Consider the following 16,734-nt stretch of genomic DNA (forward strand, 5'->3'; position numbering starts at 1 on the left):
CGCAAAGCTGCAGCCTAAAATGACAAACAAGATGGGCCAGAGCCTCCACTAAATCAGCCCGCCATCTGTCTCAAATTATCTGACGACGGACAATGTGCATTCGTGGAAAAATGCTTCCACGAGTTAAACCCCGGCACGCAATACGATTCAACGTGGCATATTGAAGCCATTGCCTACGCAGCATTACAAATCATGAACGGGTCGTCGACGCGCGCAATCGTTAATCTGCCGCCTCGCAGTTTAAAATCCATCATTCTGTCGATCGCACTGCCAGCATACGTATTAGGCAGAAACCCTCAGCGAAAAATTATCTGCGTCAGCTATTCGCAGGATCTTTCCGACAAACTGTCTTTGGATTTTCGGCGGATTGTGGACACGAGTTGGTACAAGCGCCTTTTCCCTCGCTTTAAACTAGTCAGGAATGCCACGAACGAAATCGCCACAGTGCAAGGTGGATTTCGGCTCGCGACGTCTGTCGGCGGTACGATGACAGGTCGAGGGGGCGATCTCATTTTGATCGACGACCCCATCAATGCTTCCGAAGCTCTCTCCAAATCGGCCCGGGAGAGCGTCATACATTGGTACAAAACCGCACTTTTATCGCGCCTCGATGACCAAACCGCAGGCGCAATCATGGTCGTTATGCAACGCCTCCACCCAGACGATTTGACTGGACACCTTGTCGAGCAGGGCGGTTGGGATTTGTTGTCTTTGCCCGCGGTCGCTGCGGAAGACAGGGTCATACAACTGTCAGATGACCGGTCATATCGGTGGGCGAAGGGAGAACCTCTTCAGCCAAACCGTATGCCGCTCAAAATCCTGGAGAGCATCAAGAATAGCTTGGGTGCCGACCATTACAACGCGCAAATGCTGCAAAATCCACTGCCGGCGAGCGGCAATATGTTGAAGCGCGACTGGCTCTGTACGCATGATGATCCGCCAACGCCATTGGAAGGCGACGAGATCGTCCAGACCTGGGATACGGCGATGAAGGCGACCGACTCCGCTGATTACTCCGTGTGCATGACGATGCTTGTCAGAAACAAAAACCAATACTTCCTGCTGAATGTTGTTCGGGAGCGGCTAGAATTTCCAGACCTTTCGAAGATGGTCGTCAGCCTTGCTCAAGAATATCGTGCTGACACCATTTTAATCGAAGAGGCGGGGTCAGGAATTTCGCTCATGCAAACGGCCAAAGCAGCTGGCCTTCAAGGCATCGTTGGTATGAAGCCTAAAACCGACAAAGAAACGCGGATGTACACGCAGACAGCTAAGCTCGAAGCGAAATCTCTGTCCTTACCTAAGACCGCCCCTTGGCTCAACGACCTGATGACGGAGTATCTTTCATTTCCCAAATGCAGGCATGACGATCAGATTGACGCCTTGTCTCAATTTTTACTTCACCAAACGAACAAAGAGGCAAACGGGATGTTCAGTTTCGATTTTGGTCATGACAACGATGGAGGCGGTGCGCCTGATCCGGATTCACTTGAGTGGCTCCTCCGTTGAGGCCTGCGAATTGATATGTATGCCGCCGCTGGTTACTCCGGTTCATCACATCCCGCGCACACTTGCGGCATTTGCCCCGCTGGGAGGGGCAATAGCAGCAACCACCGGGTGCTGCCGCAGTAATGGCAGCTTCCACGCGCTGGCGGAAGCGCCACTTCAGAGCATGCATGGACGGGTAACCAACGAGGTGCCAGTCCATGCAAAACCATATTTCCGCAGAGATCGAGCAAGCGATAGATCAAGAGCTCGAACGGCTTCCAAGCGCGTTAATCAAGGATTTGCGCAATAGGTGGAAGGAACTTTTTGCATCCGATCCGCCGAAGGTATTCGGTCCCGATCTGTTGCGGCGAGCCATTGCGCAGCAGATTCAAGAACGAGCTTACGGCGGCCTTAACCCATCAGCGCAGCGTGAACTCAGTCAGATCATCAAGCTATATAACAATAAGACTGGCGATCAGCCGGAGTTGCGCAGGCGCATCAAACCCGGCGCCATCGTCGTGCGCGAGTGGAAAGGCACGACACATCGCGTCACGGTTCTAAGCAAAGGCTTCTATTACAACGAGCAAACCTACCAGAGTCTCTCGGAAGTCGCCCGCGCGATCACGGGTACGCGATGGAACGGCCCAAAGTTCTTTGGCCTGCGAAAACCTGAACCGCTAAAAACCGCGAGTGTCTCCAACAAAGGCGCTGCTAAACCGCACCGCGACAGAGGCCGGAGCCTGTCACTGTCGGCGGCGTCGCGTCCGGAGGCTGGCCATGAGCGCTGAGAGCTCAAAGCCAGTCCGCTGCGCCATCTACACCCGCAAATCCACCGAACATGGTCTGGAGCTGGAATTCAATTCGCTGGATGCCCAGCGTGAGGCCTGCGAGGCTTATATTAAGAGCCAGGCTTCACAAGGCTGGAAAGTCCTGCCCAATCGCTACGATGACCCCGCCTTCTCGGGTGGCAACCTCGCCCGCCCTGCCCTGCAGCAGCTTTTAACGGACATTGATGCCGGCAAGGTCGATGTAGTGGTGGTCTACAAGATTGACCGCCTCACTCGCTCGCTGGCCGACTTTGCCAAGCTGGTCGAAGCGTTCGATGCCAAATCGATCTCGTTTGTGGCCGTTACCCAACAGTTCAACACCACCACTTCCATGGGGCGGCTGACACTGAACGTCTTGTTGTCCTTCGCGCAGTTCGAGCGCGAACTCTCCTCTGAACGCGTCCGGGATAAGATTTCCGCCTCCCGCCGCAAGGGCAAGTGGACCGGCGGTACCGTGCCGCTTGGCTACAGGATCAAAGACAAGAAACTGGTCGTCGATCCTGAGGAAGCGGAGACGGTCCGATATATCTTCAAACGGTATCTTGACCTGAAATCATTCGGGCGTCTGGTCGAGGACCTCGACAACAAACGGATCTTCACCAAGCGGCGCGAGACCAAGGTCGTCAAATCGCAGGGCGGCATCCCGTTCACCTATGGTCCCCTCGCCTACATCCTGAAGAGCCGCATTTACGTCGGAGAAATCGGACATAGCGGGAAATGGTTTGATGGCGAACATGAAGCTATCATCGATCCGGCCATCTTTGATCAGGTGCAAGTACAACTGGCGACCAATGGGGTTGAGCGTAAGTTCAGACGCTCAGAGAGCGGCGCGCTTCTGATGGGCAAGCTCTACGACGACCGCGGCAACCGCATGAGCCCGAGCTACTCGGTCAAGAATGGCGTGCGTTATCGCTTCTATGTCAGCGCAGCACTTCTGCGAGGTCGCAAGTCCGAGGCAGGATCGCTCGCCCGTGTATCCGCAACGCTCATTGAAACAGCAGTTCTCGACACCATACGTCAGAATGCACCCGCAGATTTTGAGGGCACCAACAGTGATGTGATTGACCACACTATCGAGCGGATCAGAATTGGCCGCGAGCGACTGGCAATCACCTTCAAGGAAACCGCTTCGACGGAATGCGCAACGACGGTCGAGTTACCGTGGTCAGCTATTCCAAGCAGGAATCTGACGAGCATCGAGGAAGGCTATAACAGCGACCGCCAACCCGATCAGAAGCTCATCGAGACTCTGGCACGGGGGTATTTGTGGGCAGGTTCGTTGTCGGACGGCACATGCACATCCATCGAGCAACTGGCGAAATCTGTCCGTCTTCATCCGAATATCATCCGCCAGGGTCTAAGAGCCGCGTTCCTGGCACCAGACATCACCGAAGCGATCCTGAGCGGTGAACAGCCGGGCGGTCTCACGTCCACACGGCTGCTGCAAATCGGCGAACTGAGCTGGAAGAAGCAGCGCGAGGCGTTTGGCGCCATCCGACCCGACTAGATCGGGGTTCCATCGAACGGCTCAATTGGTTGCCAAGTCGCAAATACACCTCTTGGAGAACGAGCGGCATTGCCGTCCGGCGTTCGCCCCTGCCCAGCAGGCCGGAGAAAAGTCCCGCGAACCGGGACACTCCTCGAACCAGCAAGACATGATCGAACCTCGTCTCCGGGCGCAGATTTTCAAAAGTCACACTATTTGAATTTTGGACCGGAGAATTTCGCGGGGCAAGGCGCCAACATTCGGGATTTGGGTAGGCAGAGCCTGGGCTCAACGTCGAGAAAGTCGCCATTTCGGGGCATTACCGCGATTTCTGCCGCCACGTCTCTACTACCGGGACTGGTTGGCTGGCGAGACAGTGCTGATCGCACCCGTCTCCATGCAAATTCCCAGCTAACAGGGAATTTTACAGGGATTTTTGCGATTTCGAGGTTGTAAGGGGTGGTTTCTTAGCGAGAACCCTCTGCGCTGCAACGACTTCTCCCGCAATTCCCTACGCAATTTATCAGGCAAGATTTTTCAGAGAACCGGGAATTTTCGAGCCGAAACAGGGAATTTTACCTGCAAATAATCGCGCATGTTCGGTACACACAGGGCTTTCTGCCTCTCCCGTAAATCACTCCACCATGCTATATTAGATGACATGAATAGCCTTGAAGCCCTTGAAACCTTACGACGTTCCGAGAAAGCCCTGCGCACGCGTGGCGTGCGGCATGCTGCCTTGTTTGGCTCGGTGGCGCGAGGCGAGGACACGCCTGATAGCGATATTGATATCATGGTCGAGATTGATCCCGAGGCTCATATCACTGTGTTCGATTACGTAGACCTTAAGGAATATATTGCTGGTCTGTTCGACGGTCCCGTGGACGTCGTGAGCCGCGAAAACCTAAAACCCTATGTCCGTCCCGCCGCGACGGCCGACGCCATCTATGCCTTCTAAATCTGCAGACACGGCACTCCGAGATATTCTGCACCACATAGACCTCGCGACGGGATTCGTTGCTGGCTTTGACCGCGATGCCTTCAAGGAAGATATATGCACGGTCTATGCCGTCACGCGCTGCCTGGAAATTATCTCTGAAGCATCGCGGCGCTTGCCGGAAGATTTAAAGGAGCGACATCCCGCCATCGCATGGAAACAGATGGCTGGCGCAGGGAATGTCTATCGCCACGACTATGAAGATGTCGCAGCCCAATTCGTGTGGGACACCGTGCAGCGCGCACTACCGCCCTTGAGGATCGTAGTCGAGCAGGAAATCTCGCGTCAGGCCTAAGCGCTCACCCTGGAGCTGTCGGAACCTTTTCAGCAAGGGACAACTGGCTGTTCAAAAATTCATCTGACTGATGAATTTTGTATTGAGAAAGCCCTCCAGGGCCTCCGTGCCGCCTTCGGATCCGTGGCCGGATTCCTTGGTGCCACCAAACGGCGTTTCCGGAAATCCCAGCCCGAAATTATTGATCGAGATCATGCCTGTGTGTACCGAAAACTTAAGCTCGGACGTAGTGGTGGTGAAGTCCGCCAAGGATAGGATGCGATTTAATGCTTCCGGTCGGCTGAACTGGGCGAGAGACCGGCGCGTCTTTATCCAGTGACCGGATGCGTTCTGATGTCGTTGTAATAGCATGCGTACGATCGCAGTATCTGGCGCAGATGCGCCTCACCCAAGACAATGACGTGGTCCACACACTCGCGCCGGATCGATCCGATCATCCGTTCAGCGAAGCCATTTTGCCAAGGTGAAGCTGGTGCAGCGGGCTTGTCCCGGATGCCCATGGCGCGCAATCGGCGTCTTACGATGGTGCCAAAGATGCGATCCCGATCTCGGATCATGTAGCGCGGAGCCTCATTCCAGGGAAATGCCTCGGTTAGTTGACGTGCAACCCATTCTGCCGTCGGATTTGCTGTGACGTTGATCCAGACGAGGTCTCTGCGGTCGAGCCGAACGATGACGAAGGCATAAAGCAGGCCGAAACCGATAGTCGGGACAACGAACAAATCCATGGCGGCAATGTCCGGCGCGTGGTTACGCAAGAAGGTGCGCCATCCCTGGCTGGGCGGTCCCCGTCGTTTGACGATGTACTTGGCGACGCTCGACTGCGCGACCTCAAATCCGAGCTTGAGCAGTTCGCCCTGGATGCGTGGTGCACCCCCAAAGCGGATTTTCGACGCTCATCCGCCGGATCAACACGCGCAGCTGCGTCTCGATCTGCGGTCGCCCTCCCAGTGGGCGCGACTTCCACCGCCAATAGCGACGAAAGCCGGCCCTGTGCCAACGCACCAGCGTCTCGGGCTGGATGATTGTGAGAACCTTCAGGATCGACGGATACCACCGATACAGCTGGATAAAAAGCCAACGATCGTTGTTCGTCAGCCGTGGCCGACCGCGCATCTTGCGCCGCAAAACGATCAACTGATGTCGAAGCATCGCGTTCTCTGCTTCAAGCCGCAACTTCGACTTGAATGGCGAGGCCAGGACGGCCAGAACGAAACAGAGCAGCTCGATCATTCCGCCAGCTTAGGCGATTCCATCATGTCATCAACTCGGATAAGGTTTTCGGTACACACACCGAGAAGGAAGATAAGACCTTCCTGCATCGCGGCATCTCGACGCGTTCGTTCAAGCGCCAGTTCACCCTTGCGGACCACGTCGAGGTCAAGGGTGCTCGCTTCGAGAACGGGCTGTTGATCATCGAGCTACAGCGTGAGGTGCCGGAGGCTATGAAGCCGCGCCGCATCGCCATAGCCGGTGCCAGCCAAGGCGAAAGATCCAGAGTGCCAACCGGCACGCTTCACCGGCATTGCCAGCCGTGAGGCCGACGCGAGGTGGGACTTCATCGGCTTCAACAGTGACGTCGCTCACTACTTCCTCGAAGTTGTCGACATTGGACCCGAGCTCACCGACGGCCACCGTCGCCGGCTCACTGCCCGGCGTCCTCCCAACGGTAGCGACTAGGTCGGCGCTCCACTTTTCGACCACTGGTACCGGCCCTCTTCACTGCTTTCTTCACGGCACCCGAGTGCTCTAGTGCGATTTCGAATGCGAACCGAACGTTCATCACGGGGCCGGCATCGTCGCGCACTTCGATTACCAGTGGATGACTATCAGTGCCTGCAGAGCACCGTGCCGCATCCCAAGCGAAGCCCGCCAGAGCGCGTGCAGCTTCTTCCTGCACGGCCCGAACATCCAAGAGCTCCAAACCTTCCTCATCGACGACTAGAACGTCGCCGCATTCGCGCCGCTCGCTAGACCCTGCCCGACTGAACACAAACGATAGGCCTTTGTTCCTATCGGTCGCCCACCTCCGCAGCGCCTCGCGCTCTCCCTGTCACCTGGCGTCGCGGTTCAATCGTTACAATTCTCGCCGGATAGACGTAACTTACTATGGTCCATCGACCGCCAGCATCTTTCCCGGCACCGTCAGCGCGGACTCACTGGATAAGTGACGTCGACGCATTATTCGACTTCGGTTGCGGGGCGACTCTAACCATCACATTCGACAGCGAGCCATTGCGTTGTACAGTCAGTTTGAGCTCTTGGCCGATCCGGGCGAGGCCGACAGTGTTGCGCAACTGCGCCGCCGAACGCACTGGATGATCATCGACCATGGTGACTACGTCCCCCTTGCGGAGGCCAGCTTTTTCAGCAGGAGAATCCGGCGAGATGTCAGCGACAACAGCGCCGCCGTTGCGTCCCTTCTGAACATCTTGCAACGATATGCCGATGCGGCCGCGCTCGACGCGCCCTGTCGCGATGATTTGTTCCATCACCCGCCGCGCCATATTAACCGGGATCGCAAAGCCGATCCCGACATTGCCGCCAGCCGGCGAGATAATGGCTGAGTTGATACCGACCAGTTCGCCACGCAGGCTCACCAAGGCCCCCCCAGAATTGCCCGGGTTGATAGCGGCATCGGTCTGGATGAAGTCCTCATAACCTTGCTTGCTGAGGCCGGTGCGCCCTAGCGCGCTGACGAGTCCGGAGGTAACTGTCTGGCCGAGGCCAAAGGGATTGCCGATCGCAAGCACAAAGTCACCGACTTCGAGCGTGTCGCTGTCTCCAAAAGAAATCGCCTGCAGTCCAACGGGGTTCTGGATCTGAAGCACCGCGACATCCGTTGGCGAATCCCGCCCGACGACCTTTGCGGAAAATTTTTGGTTATCCTTCGTCGTCACCTGCACAGTTGAAGCGCCCTGGACGACGTGTGCGTTCGTGAGTACGTAGCCGCGCTGCGCATCCACAATGACACCTGAGCCGGTGGCGTTGATCTCTTTCTCGAGCTGCTTCGGGACGTCAAAGAACTCGCGAAAGATTGGATCACGGTAGAGCGGATTATCCTCACGCACTCGGCCATGCACGGAAATATTCACAACCGCTGGAGTCACCTGGCGAACCAACGGCGCGAGGGTGGGGACCGGGCTGCCCCTCTTCAGATCAGGCACTTGCGCGGTCGCAAGATGACTTCCCGTCAGGGTCAGTACGAGAAATCCCAACAATAGAATGCGGCTCGTTTTCACGACGTGGACTCCGGCTGCACTTGCAGGGCGATGATCGGGATGGCCCACGCAGCAACCGCGTGGCTGAGCAACACGAGCGCAAGCACCGTCTGCGTGAACATTAGAAGGACCTCCGCAGCGCGGCGGCCCAAGGCCGCCGCAGCCGCATCGGAACGCCGCCACCGGGTGGCAGGTCATCTTCATCGCCGTCGAGTTGGCGTAACGCGGCCAATATGTCGGCGAGCCGAATGGTATGACCCATACCCGGTATTTCTCGCAAGGCGGGACAGGATTCCACCGCATACATATCGGAGGCCCACGACGACAGGATAATTCGTTTCTCTGGAGCGGAAAGCGTGTCGTCGTTCAAGACCTCGCTCGGAGAATCGTAATGGGCTGCTGGGTGGAAAAGGGGATGAATGCCATTGTCGGTATTGATGTTGGTCATGCTCGTTTCCCTCCTTACACTCCTTTCCAGGGGACGGGTTTTGACGAGGGGCGGCGCGGTTAGTCGCCGCCCCATGTTGCTTCACTGGGTGTGGATCGCGATACGCTTGACGCCTTCTCGCGGCTTGTCAGACTTCGGCAGGGACACCGTCAGAACGCCGTTCTTGAACGACGCCTCAGCCTTGTCCTCCTGCACGTTGTCCAGCGGTATCTGGCGCTCGAAGGCTCCATAATAGCGCTCGGTAAAATACTTGCCTTCGCCGTTGCGCTCAGCCTTCTTCTCGCCGCGGATCGTCAGGACGCCATTGGCGATTTCAAGCTGGACGTCCTTCTCCGTCATGCCGGGCAGTTCAGCCGAGATGGTCAGCGTCTTTTCATCGTCGCTGAGCTCCACCTTCGGCCAACTGAATCGCCCCTCCATCAGCGGCGACAGACTCGTGCTGCCGAAGCCGCGAAACACGTCGTCGAACAGACGATTCATCTCGCGATGCAACGTGAAGAAGGGATCCAAGTTGTCGCGCGCAGGCGCAAGCTCCTGGTTCTTTGTCCAGGGAATAAGATCACGAATAGCCATGGTTTCTTCTCCTTCGTTCATGAGGTTGGAGTGCGGGCGTGCAGTTGCGCGCCCACGCTCTAATCCTTGCTGCGTCGACCGAGCATCTAGGCCGCCCTCTTCTGGTCGATCTGCGGCGAAGAAGAAGCGCCCGCGCCGATCTCGATACGACGCGGCTTCATGGCCTCCGGGACCTCGCGAACGAGGTCGATCACCAATAGTCCGTCCCGGAAGGACGCCTGCTTCACCTGCACGTAGTCGGCGAGATTGAACACCCGCCGGAACGGCCTGGCTGCAATGCCCTGATAAAGGTACTCGTGCGCATTGCCGTCAGGCTTCCTGCCTTCGATGGTGAGCGCGTTCTGCTCGGCCGTCACGGCGATATCGTTGACGCCGAATCCGGCCACCGCCAACGAGATCCGGTAATGATCCTCGCCGAACCGTTCGATGTTGTAGGGAGGATAATTGTCCTCGTTGGTGTGGCCCAGCGAGCTGTCAACGAGATCGGCCAGGTGGTCAAAGCCGATCGTTGAGCGCCACAAGGGCGCGAAGTCAAAGTTAGTCCTCATAACCAAGTCCTCCAAAGAGCAAGATGGATACGAAGGAGCGCAGGACACCGGTCCGGCGCCCAGTTCAGCCAGCCGGACCCGATCTGGCGTCCGGCACCGCGGCTAGCGGCAAAAAAAGAACTAGAAAAATCAACTTGGGTTTCAAGGGGGCCTCGGAAATTTTTTTGGTAACGCCCGAGCCCGCATCGCTCTCTTCCTGTTCGGGGGCGAGACGACCGGCGCACGGCATCTCCTGCTGCAGTAATTTTCCGCAGTGCAAAATGGAAGGCCCCGTCGCTTTCGATCAGAAGGCGCGGCGTCAGGGGTCCACGTCCGCGTAGAGGCGGTTTCAATACTCCATGGACGTGTCCTAGTACTGGCCTGTGTCCAATATTGAACTCACAACTGGGCATCGCCATAGTTAAAATCAATACGTTCGAGTGCTGAACCCTACGGTTAGGACCCGTAAGCACGGAGGTTGCGCCATGGAGCGTCGCCGTTTCAAACAGACCGTATCCCTTGAACTCCGTCTAGCCGAAGAAGCGAAGCGCCTACGTGCAGAAGCTAAATTGCTTCCCCCCGGCGCCGCACGAGAAGCGCTTTTGCGCCGAGCCCGCCAAGCCGAAACCGGCGCGCATTTGAGCGAGTGGCTGCGATCTCCCGGGCTACAACCGCCGAAATAGTGGGCTTGAAGCAGCCGGTAGTTTGCCGGCCGAAAAAACTTGAACTGCGAGGTCGCGCCAAACCTCTTGGTCGCGGACCGTCGACCTGCTGAGCCGGCCCCTCCGACCTGCTCTGGTGACAGCGCCATGAGCCGATTTCGCTTTCGCGACGGAATTGGGTGAGCCCTACGGCAAGAAAGCACCGCCGGAGGTGGTGGCTGGAGTGCCGATTCGCATATCCTTGCGCTTACTTCGACAGGCGCGACCCGCCACGTCGGGTCGCGCCATATTGCGGGCTCAGCTCACTCTCGGCTGGCCGCGCTCATAGCCGGATGGAATTTGAAAAAGGCCGGGCTGGGGACCGTCTGGGAATAGCAGGGTATCGGTTTTGAATACCGGACCGCTAGGTTTCATCCAGCGCATCGATTCCAGATAAGGAATGGGCGGAAGCGGCAGCAGGTTGCCAGATCTGTCGAGCGCCGGCTTGGGCGTGCTATCCATGCCCCAGGCACCCAGCGGCATAAGCATGGTCGCCATTGCGACGGCGCATGCGACAATTCTGCGGATACGGCTTTGCGACTTCTCGGCACGAACGGAGCCGAGTGAGGGATTGCTGATCATCTCATCCTCCTATCGTTGAAAAACTGATCCATGCGATCGTCAGAAGGCTGAGGGCGAACATGAGCCAATGCAGTACAGCCGCCCCGCTCTTGCGCGATCGTGATTGCATGCGTGTGCTCATCTGAGGGCTCCCTGGTGTTTGTGCGTCCTTTCTCCTGGTTGTGGGTAGGAAAGCCCGGCCGTTCACGGCCGGGCTCGGTGTCGATCAGAAGTCCATCGGAGGCGCTGCGGCAACCGGTTCGGACTTCTTTGGTTTTTCGGCGACCAGCGCCTCGGTGGTGATCAGCAGAGCCGCGACGGACGCCGCATCCTGCAGCGCGGTGCGGACGACCTTGGCGGGATCGATCACGCCGGCCTTGACAAGATCCTGGTATTCGCCAGTTGCGGCATTGAAGCCCCAATTATAGCTGGAGTTCTCAAGCAGCTTGCCGACAACCAGCGAGCCGTCCTCGCCGGCATTCTGCACGATCTGCCGGGCTGGCACCTGGATGGCGCGACGTACGATGTCTATACCAGCCTTCTGGTCGGCATTCGACGTTTTGATGCCGTCGAGCGCCTTCAACGCGCGCAGCAGCGCGACACCACCGCCGGGCAGAATGCCTTCTTCGACCGCCGCCCGAGTCGCATGCATCGCATCATCGACACGATCCTTGCGCTCCTTGACCTCAACCTCGGTCGCGCCGCCGACGCGGATCACCGCAACGCCGCCGGCGAGCTTGGCTAGCCGCTCTTGCAGCTTCTCGCGATCGTAGTCGGAAGTGGTCTCCTCGATCTGCGCCTTGATCTGAGTGACGCGCGCCTCGATGTCCTTCTTGGCGCCGGCGCCATTGACGACGGTCGTGTTTTCCTTGTCGATCACGACCTTCTTGGCGCGGCCAAGCATCTTCAGCGTGACGTTCTCGAGCTTGATGCCGAGATCCTCCGAGATCGCCGTGCCGCCGGTGAGGATCGCGATGTCCTCAAGCACGGCCTTGCGGCGATCACCGAAGCCCGGTGCCTTCACGGCCGCGACTTTCAGGCCGCCGCGCAGCCGGTTGACAACCAAGGTTGCCAGCGCTTCGCCTTCAATATCCTCGGCCACGACCAGCAGCGGTTTGCCGGACTGCACGACGGCTTCGAGCAACGGCAGCATTGGCTGCAGGCTGGACAGCTTTTTCTCGTGGATAAGGATATAGGGATCTTCGAGCTCGGCCCGCATCTTTTCGGCATTGGTCACGAAATAGGGCGATACATAGCCGCGGTCGAATTGCATACCTTCGACCACCTCGAGTTCCGTATCGAGGCTCTTGGCTTCCTCCACGGTGATAACGCCCTCGTTGCCGACCTTTTTCATGGCATCGGCAAGGAAGCGGCCGATCTCGGTATCACCGTTGGCGGAGACGGTGCCGATCTGCGCGATCTCCTCATTGGAGGTGATCTTCTTGGCATGCGCCTTCAGGTCCTTGACAATCGCCTCGACCGCAAGATCGATGCCGCGCTTCAGATCCATCGGATTCATGCCGGCGGCGACTGATTTCGTGCCTTCCTTGACGATGGCCTGTGCGAGCACGGTGGCGGTAGTGGTACCATCGCCCGCAAGGTCATTGGTCTTTGAAGCGACCTCGCGCACCATTTGCGCGCCCATGTTTTCGAACTTGTCCTCCAGCTCGATTTCCTTGGCGACGGTGACACCATCCTTGGTAATGCGCGGTGCGCCAAAGGATTTTTCGATCACAACGTTGCGACCCTTGGGACCGAGCGTGACCTTCACCGCATTCGCCAGCGTATCTATTCCCCGCAGCATTCGCTCGCGGGCTTCCGTAGAAAATTTCACGTCCTTGGCAGCCATTTTCCTGCTCCTTTCTCTTAATGACTGTCATCTTGCATTGTGATCAGGCGGCCTTCTTGACCGAACCGGTCTTGTCGATAACGCCGAGAAGATCGCTCTCTTTCATGATCAGATAATCCTGACCGTCGATCTTCACCTCGGTGCCGGACCATTTTCCGAACAGGACCCGGTCCCCGGGCTTGACGTCGATCGGGAAAAATTGGCCCTGCTCATTCCTGGCGCCCGGGCCAGAAGCGACGATCTCACCCTCCTGCGACTTCTCCTTCGCGGTATCGGGAATGATGATGCCGCCGGCGGTCTTCTCCTCGGCATCGATGCGACGCACGAGCACGCGGTCGTGCAGTGGACGGAAATGCATGCACATCCTCCTTGTCAGTTCAGCGATGTCCAAAACCGGGTCCGGGAACCGGCCCCGGGGCGGAAAACCACCTAGGAAGCAGGAAAAGGCCCTTCAAGAGGCGGACGAAAAATTTTTGTCACTCGCGGCGCCGGAGTGCCAAGGCGTTACCCCGCGGTCAGGCGCCGGCTTTCACCATTCGTCGTCAGCCAGGCCAAGCACCCTGCCCGTTTCAACGTGGACCGCATGAAACCACCCACAGGCCGGGCATTGCACGGAACGGTAGCGGTCGCCGTGTTGTTCATCGTCGGAAGGACCCGGCATTAGCGTATCGGCCTTTTCTCCCGTCTGAGGGCAGGTAAGAGTGATTCGCCTGATCATCTGCGCGAACTTGAAAACCTGAGTAAGGTTTCAAAGATGGTGCTCTGATGTCTGTCGCTGAATTTGCACTCACGACCTTTGCCACCCTGTTTGTGGCGATCGGGCCCGTCGACACGGCGATCGTGTTCGGAGGTTTGACGGGTGGTGTACACCGTCCCGAGCGGTTTCGCTTGGCGGCGCGCGCAACGCTGATTGCTGGCGGGGTTCTATTTGGATTTGCCCTCTTCGGGACAGGGTTGCTTCGCGCTCTCCACGTCTCACTCGAGGCCTTTCGTTTTGCGGGAGGGGTCCTCCTGCTATTGCAGGCGGTTCAACTGATCTTCGGCCATTCGGCCGGCCTTTCGACCCTGACAGCCGGAGAACGGCGGGAAGCCCTTGAGCCCGGCGATATTGCGATCTTTCCTTTGGCATTTCCGGTGATAGCCGGTCCAGCGGGGCTGACAGCCGTAGTCCTGCTTATGGGACAGGCAACCGGCGACCTTACCAAGTCTGTTGTCGTTCTCGTATCCATGCTTCTGTGTCTATTGCTGACTTATCTCGGAATGATCTTCACTGATCTCCTGCATCGTATCCTCAAGACGACCGGCTCGAATGTCATCGCCCGGCTTGCCGGCGTGATCCTGGCGGCCTTGGCGTCACAGTTCATCTTCGACGGGATCAGGGACGCACGCCTGTTCTGCGGCTAGTTAAAAGGTACATCCTCGATTCGTAGAGATGCCCGATCTTCATCTCGCTGGTTCAAGGCGATTGAAATTAAGCGGCATCGCTCCAGGTTTATTCGCGAGGCCCCTGGCGTCACGCCCGGGAGATCGTGAACGAGAATGAGCTATGAGAAGATTCTTGGTAACCGCCATTGCGCTTTGGATGGCCTCTGAATTGAACGCTAAAGAATTTGATTCTCTGCGCAACGCGCGCGGGTCGGCGGGGACGACGCAGCAGGTCGTTGTCGATTCCGGCGAGCCGCAGCGAGTGGTCGCAGGACGAACCAGGAGAACCGCAAGGGTCGTGACTTCTCAGCTGAGCGGATGGTACCCGACATCTGCACCGGCTGCTGACCTGCGTTACAGCCAATCAGCAGCCGGCGAGCGTCACCTACAACGATGCAGGCCGAACTGCATCTGATGCCTTAAGCGAGCGCCGATCTTCGCCCTGAGGCGCTGGAGCGCACGCTGTTCGATTTGCCGGATTCTTTCGCGCGAAACATGGAAAACCGCTGCCAACTCATCGAGCGTTTTTGGCTCTTCGGTGAGAAAGCGCGCTTCGAGAATGGAACGCTCGCGCGCTGACAATTCAGCAAGCGCCTGATCGAGGGCCGTCTTTTTCTGCTCACGATCGCTCCCCTCCAGAAGCAGGCTTTCAGGGTCTGGACAGGGATCGGCCAGCCAATCTTCCCATTCATCGCCTTCGCCGGCAACGCTGAGCGGGGCGTTTAGTGAGATGTCGCCACGCATCCGGCCGTTCATCTCCCTGACCTCAGTTTCTCCCACCTGAAGATGTTCAGAGATGTACTTGACGTGTTCCGGCGACAGATCTCTTTCTTCCGGCGCACCGATGCGACTCTTCAGCTTGCGGAGGTTGAAGAACAGTTTCTTCTGCGCCGGGGTGGTTCCGAGCTTGACGAGCGACCAGGATCTCAAAATATACTCCTGCACCGACGCCTTGATCCACCACGCGGCATAAGTCGCCAGCCGACACCCTCTTTCCGGATCGAATCGCTTGATAGCCAGCATCAGTCCGACGTTGGCCTCCGAGATCAGGTCCGCGATTGGCAGGCCGTAACGCTTGTACTGCAATGCGATCTTTGCGGCGAGCCGCAAATGACTTGTCACTAGTTGGTAGGCGGCATCGCGGTCGCCGTCATCTCGCCAGCGCTGGGCGTACGTGGCTTCTTCCGATGCTGAAAGAAGCGGAAACTTATGAATCTCCGTCAGATAACGAGAAAGACCACCCTCCGATCGGATGGCGGGAAGCGCTGCGGCAAATGACATGGTTAGCCCTCCTCAAGCGTGCACGCTCCTGACGCGGGCTTGATCGAAGCACGATCAGGCTTGGGGCGTGGTGGGCAGCAGTCAGTGCTTGAGATGAGCCGAGCGAGTCGCCAGGCGCTAAAGCGGTCGTGTTCCATATCCAATTCCTCCTCTGAGCAAAATGGGCAGAAACCGCCGGCAACCCTACTCGACTGGCCCCAGAAATCGGCGACCAGTCGGTCGAAGGTTGGCAACGCCTTAGGAATGAGAAACCCGCGAAAATGTTCCAAGCTGAACGTGCGCCGCCGGGCCAGAAACCGATGGCTCCTTACGGGCCCCATGAGCGGGCGGACAGCGACATCCCCTCTTCAGGAGGGCTTGTGCGGGGCCGTAGCCGCCGCTTCAGCTTTGCGGCCATGGACGTGCGCATTGAGTGCATGCGCCGCAACGACCGGCGCACGTTTTTGCGCCTCCGGCCCGATCAGCAACTTCTGGTACAGTTTGACGTACTGCGTCGCCATTTGCGCCGACGAAAAGCGCTCCTCAAAGCGCCTGCGGATGCCCCTTCGATCAAGGGCTAGAACGGTGGGAAGGGCGGCAACCGCCTCCTCGACACTTGATACGATGTGGCCGGTTACTTCCTTATCAATGATTTCAGGGACTGATCCGCCGCGGAAGGCGAGGACAGGCGTACCGCAGGCCATCGCCTCAATCATCACCAAACCGAAAGGCTCAGGCCAATCGATCGGGAACAGCAAGGCGGCGGCTTGGCCCAAAAATTCGCTCTTGGCGCTCTCGTTGATCTCTCCGATATATTCGATCTGCCTTCCGTCGATCATAGGCTCGATGGTCTCACGGAAATATGCCTCGTCCACCTTATCCACCTTGGCTGCAATTTTCAGTGGAAGACCGGCCTTCCGCGCGATCTCGATGGCGCGGTCAGGCCGCTTCTCCGGCGAGATGCGGCCCAGGAAGGCCAGATGTCCGTCGTCAGATAATTTGAGACAGATGGCGGGCTGATTTAGTGGAGGCTCTGGCCCATCTTGTTTGTCATTTTAGGCTGCAGCTTTGCGATG

17 protein-coding genes and 3 pseudogenes are annotated in these 16,734 nt (G+C 57.8%); 7 read left to right on the forward strand and 13 right to left on the reverse strand.

The features are described from left to right. Positions 1 to 102: 102 nt before the first annotated feature. The 5 genes from terL to HNQ36_RS25755 all read left to right on the forward strand — a co-directional run bounded on the left by terL (position 103) and on the right by HNQ36_RS25755 (position 5,093). Positions 103 to 1,509: a phage terminase large subunit gene (gene terL / locus HNQ36_RS26615; protein WP_184090771.1), complete on the forward strand. Its 1,407-nt coding sequence runs from the start codon at positions 103 to 105 to the stop codon at positions 1,507 to 1,509. Between the two features lie 197 nt (positions 1,510 to 1,706). Continuing rightward, positions 1,707 to 2,276 carry a DUF2924 domain-containing protein gene (locus HNQ36_RS25740; protein ID WP_184090774.1) on the forward strand — a complete coding sequence of 190 codons (570 nt, stop codon included), beginning with the start codon at positions 1,707 to 1,709 and terminating at the stop codon, positions 2,274 to 2,276. Continuing rightward, positions 2,266 to 3,822, forward strand: coding sequence for a recombinase family protein (locus HNQ36_RS25745; RefSeq protein WP_184090777.1), 1,557 nt, complete (start codon positions 2,266 to 2,268; stop codon positions 3,820 to 3,822). Before HNQ36_RS25740 ends, HNQ36_RS25745 begins: the two co-directional genes overlap by 11 nt. A 640-nt stretch (positions 3,823 to 4,462) precedes the next feature. Beyond that, positions 4,463 to 4,759 (forward strand): nucleotidyltransferase family protein, encoded by a 297-nt coding sequence (locus tag HNQ36_RS25750; protein ID WP_040427383.1) that lies wholly within the window; start codon positions 4,463 to 4,465, stop codon positions 4,757 to 4,759. Then, entirely contained in the window at positions 4,749 to 5,093 is a 345-nt protein-coding gene (locus HNQ36_RS25755) for a HepT-like ribonuclease domain-containing protein (RefSeq protein ID WP_019196055.1), read from the forward strand. The genes HNQ36_RS25750 and HNQ36_RS25755 overlap by 11 nt, the downstream gene beginning before the upstream one ends. Before the next feature lie 51 nt (positions 5,094 to 5,144). On the opposite strand, the pseudogene HNQ36_RS26015 reads toward HNQ36_RS25755, so the two are convergent. The 3 genes and pseudogenes from HNQ36_RS26015 to HNQ36_RS25770 all read right to left on the reverse strand — a co-directional run. Next, a pseudogene (locus HNQ36_RS26015) lies at positions 5,145 to 5,300 on the reverse strand (aldehyde dehydrogenase family protein); the annotation flags it as partial. A 101-nt stretch (positions 5,301 to 5,401) separates the two neighbouring features. Then, entirely contained in the window at positions 5,402 to 5,821 is a 420-nt protein-coding gene (locus tag HNQ36_RS25765) for an integrase core domain-containing protein (RefSeq protein ID WP_244438229.1), read from the reverse strand. Positions 5,822 to 5,924: 103 nt separating this feature from the next. Beyond that, positions 5,925 to 6,326 (reverse strand): hypothetical protein, encoded by a 402-nt coding sequence (locus tag HNQ36_RS25770; protein WP_040427146.1) that lies wholly within the window; start codon positions 6,324 to 6,326, stop codon positions 5,925 to 5,927. 50 nt (positions 6,327 to 6,376) lie between these two features. Between HNQ36_RS25770 and HNQ36_RS25775 the strand changes: the two are divergent. Continuing rightward, a pseudogene (locus HNQ36_RS25775) lies at positions 6,377 to 6,631 on the forward strand (Hsp20 family protein); the annotation flags it as partial. 107 nt (positions 6,632 to 6,738) lie between these two features. On the opposite strand, the gene HNQ36_RS26740 reads toward HNQ36_RS25775, so the two are convergent. The 8 genes from HNQ36_RS26740 to groES form a co-directional block, all read right to left on the reverse strand. Then, positions 6,739 to 7,086: a DUF6894 family protein gene (locus HNQ36_RS26740; RefSeq protein ID WP_019196052.1), complete on the reverse strand. Its 348-nt coding sequence runs from the start codon at positions 7,084 to 7,086 to the stop codon at positions 6,739 to 6,741. A gap of 163 nt (positions 7,087 to 7,249) precedes the next feature. Beyond that, on the reverse strand, positions 7,250 to 8,335 hold the full coding sequence (locus HNQ36_RS25780; protein WP_019196051.1) for a trypsin-like peptidase domain-containing protein: 1,086 nt from the start codon (positions 8,333 to 8,335) through the stop codon (positions 7,250 to 7,252). Positions 8,336 to 8,435: 100 nt separating this feature from the next. Then, positions 8,436 to 8,762, reverse strand: a complete 327-nt coding sequence (locus HNQ36_RS25785) for a hypothetical protein (RefSeq protein WP_040427386.1) — start codon at positions 8,760 to 8,762, stop codon at positions 8,436 to 8,438. A gap of 81 nt (positions 8,763 to 8,843) precedes the next feature. After that, the gene (locus tag HNQ36_RS25790) at positions 8,844 to 9,335 is read right to left on the reverse strand and encodes an Hsp20/alpha crystallin family protein (protein ID WP_184090780.1); all 492 of its coding nucleotides are present in this window, start codon (positions 9,333 to 9,335) and stop codon (positions 8,844 to 8,846) included. A gap of 86 nt (positions 9,336 to 9,421) precedes the next feature. Then, positions 9,422 to 9,883: an Hsp20 family protein gene (locus tag HNQ36_RS25795; RefSeq protein ID WP_040427148.1), complete on the reverse strand. Its 462-nt coding sequence runs from the start codon at positions 9,881 to 9,883 to the stop codon at positions 9,422 to 9,424. A gap of 938 nt (positions 9,884 to 10,821) precedes the next feature. Next, the gene (locus HNQ36_RS25800) at positions 10,822 to 11,145 is read right to left on the reverse strand and encodes a hypothetical protein (RefSeq protein WP_019196045.1); all 324 of its coding nucleotides are present in this window, start codon (positions 11,143 to 11,145) and stop codon (positions 10,822 to 10,824) included. 205 nt (positions 11,146 to 11,350) lie between these two features. Further along, positions 11,351 to 12,973: a chaperonin GroEL gene (groL, locus tag HNQ36_RS25805; RefSeq protein WP_040427150.1), complete on the reverse strand. Its 1,623-nt coding sequence runs from the start codon at positions 12,971 to 12,973 to the stop codon at positions 11,351 to 11,353. Between the two features lie 43 nt (positions 12,974 to 13,016). Continuing rightward, entirely contained in the window at positions 13,017 to 13,331 is a 315-nt protein-coding gene (gene groES / locus HNQ36_RS25810) for a co-chaperone GroES (RefSeq protein WP_019196043.1), read from the reverse strand. A gap of 407 nt (positions 13,332 to 13,738) precedes the next feature. Here groES and HNQ36_RS25815 point away from each other — a divergent pair, with 407 nt between their 5' ends. Continuing rightward, the gene (locus tag HNQ36_RS25815; protein ID WP_019196042.1) at positions 13,739 to 14,377 is read left to right on the forward strand and encodes a MarC family protein; all 639 of its coding nucleotides are present in this window, start codon (positions 13,739 to 13,741) and stop codon (positions 14,375 to 14,377) included. Positions 14,378 to 14,779: 402 nt separating this feature from the next. Here the strand turns inward: HNQ36_RS25815 and rpoH are convergent, their stop codons facing one another. Both rpoH and HNQ36_RS25825 read right to left on the reverse strand, forming a co-directional pair. After that, positions 14,780 to 15,679 carry an RNA polymerase sigma factor RpoH gene (rpoH, locus tag HNQ36_RS25820; protein WP_019196041.1) on the reverse strand — a complete coding sequence of 300 codons (900 nt, stop codon included), beginning with the start codon at positions 15,677 to 15,679 and terminating at the stop codon, positions 14,780 to 14,782. A gap of 347 nt (positions 15,680 to 16,026) precedes the next feature. Continuing rightward, positions 16,027 to 16,644: pseudogene (locus HNQ36_RS25825) on the reverse strand (glycosyltransferase); the annotation flags it as partial. Between the last annotated feature and the right edge of the window lie 90 nt (positions 16,645 to 16,734).

Origin of the sequence: Afipia massiliensis (assembly GCF_014203115.1) — a bacterium.
Lineage (GTDB): Bacteria > Pseudomonadota > Alphaproteobacteria > Rhizobiales > Xanthobacteraceae > Afipia > Afipia massiliensis.

What these genes read in the sequence shown, in the direction of transcription:
- HNQ36_RS25740 (WP_184090774.1), top strand. Translation starts at nt 1,707, where the DNA reads ATGCAAAACCATATTTCCGCAGAGATCGAGCAAGCGATAGATCAAGAG.
- HNQ36_RS25745 (WP_184090777.1), top strand. Translation starts at nt 2,266, where the DNA reads ATGAGCGCTGAGAGCTCAAAGCCAGTCCGCTGCGCCATCTACACCCGC.
- HNQ36_RS25750 (WP_040427383.1), top strand. Translation starts at nt 4,463, where the DNA reads ATGAATAGCCTTGAAGCCCTTGAAACCTTACGACGTTCCGAGAAAGCC.
- HNQ36_RS25755 (WP_019196055.1), top strand. Translation starts at nt 4,749, where the DNA reads ATGCCTTCTAAATCTGCAGACACGGCACTCCGAGATATTCTGCACCAC.
- HNQ36_RS25765 (WP_244438229.1), bottom strand. Translation starts at nt 5,821, where the DNA reads ATGGATTTGTTCGTTGTCCCGACTATCGGTTTCGGCCTGCTTTATGCC.
- HNQ36_RS25770 (WP_040427146.1), bottom strand. Translation starts at nt 6,326, where the DNA reads ATGATCGAGCTGCTCTGTTTCGTTCTGGCCGTCCTGGCCTCGCCATTC.
- HNQ36_RS25785 (WP_040427386.1), bottom strand. Translation starts at nt 8,762, where the DNA reads ATGACCAACATCAATACCGACAATGGCATTCATCCCCTTTTCCACCCA.
- HNQ36_RS25790 (WP_184090780.1), bottom strand. Translation starts at nt 9,335, where the DNA reads ATGGCTATTCGTGATCTTATTCCCTGGACAAAGAACCAGGAGCTTGCG.
- HNQ36_RS25795 (WP_040427148.1), bottom strand. Translation starts at nt 9,883, where the DNA reads ATGAGGACTAACTTTGACTTCGCGCCCTTGTGGCGCTCAACGATCGGC.
- HNQ36_RS25800 (WP_019196045.1), bottom strand. Translation starts at nt 11,145, where the DNA reads ATGATCAGCAATCCCTCACTCGGCTCCGTTCGTGCCGAGAAGTCGCAA.
- groL (WP_040427150.1), bottom strand. Translation starts at nt 12,973, where the DNA reads ATGGCTGCCAAGGACGTGAAATTTTCTACGGAAGCCCGCGAGCGAATG.
- groES (WP_019196043.1), bottom strand. Translation starts at nt 13,331, where the DNA reads ATGCATTTCCGTCCACTGCACGACCGCGTGCTCGTGCGTCGCATCGAT.
- HNQ36_RS25815 (WP_019196042.1), top strand. Translation starts at nt 13,739, where the DNA reads ATGTCTGTCGCTGAATTTGCACTCACGACCTTTGCCACCCTGTTTGTG.
- rpoH (WP_019196041.1), bottom strand. Translation starts at nt 15,679, where the DNA reads ATGTCATTTGCCGCAGCGCTTCCCGCCATCCGATCGGAGGGTGGTCTT.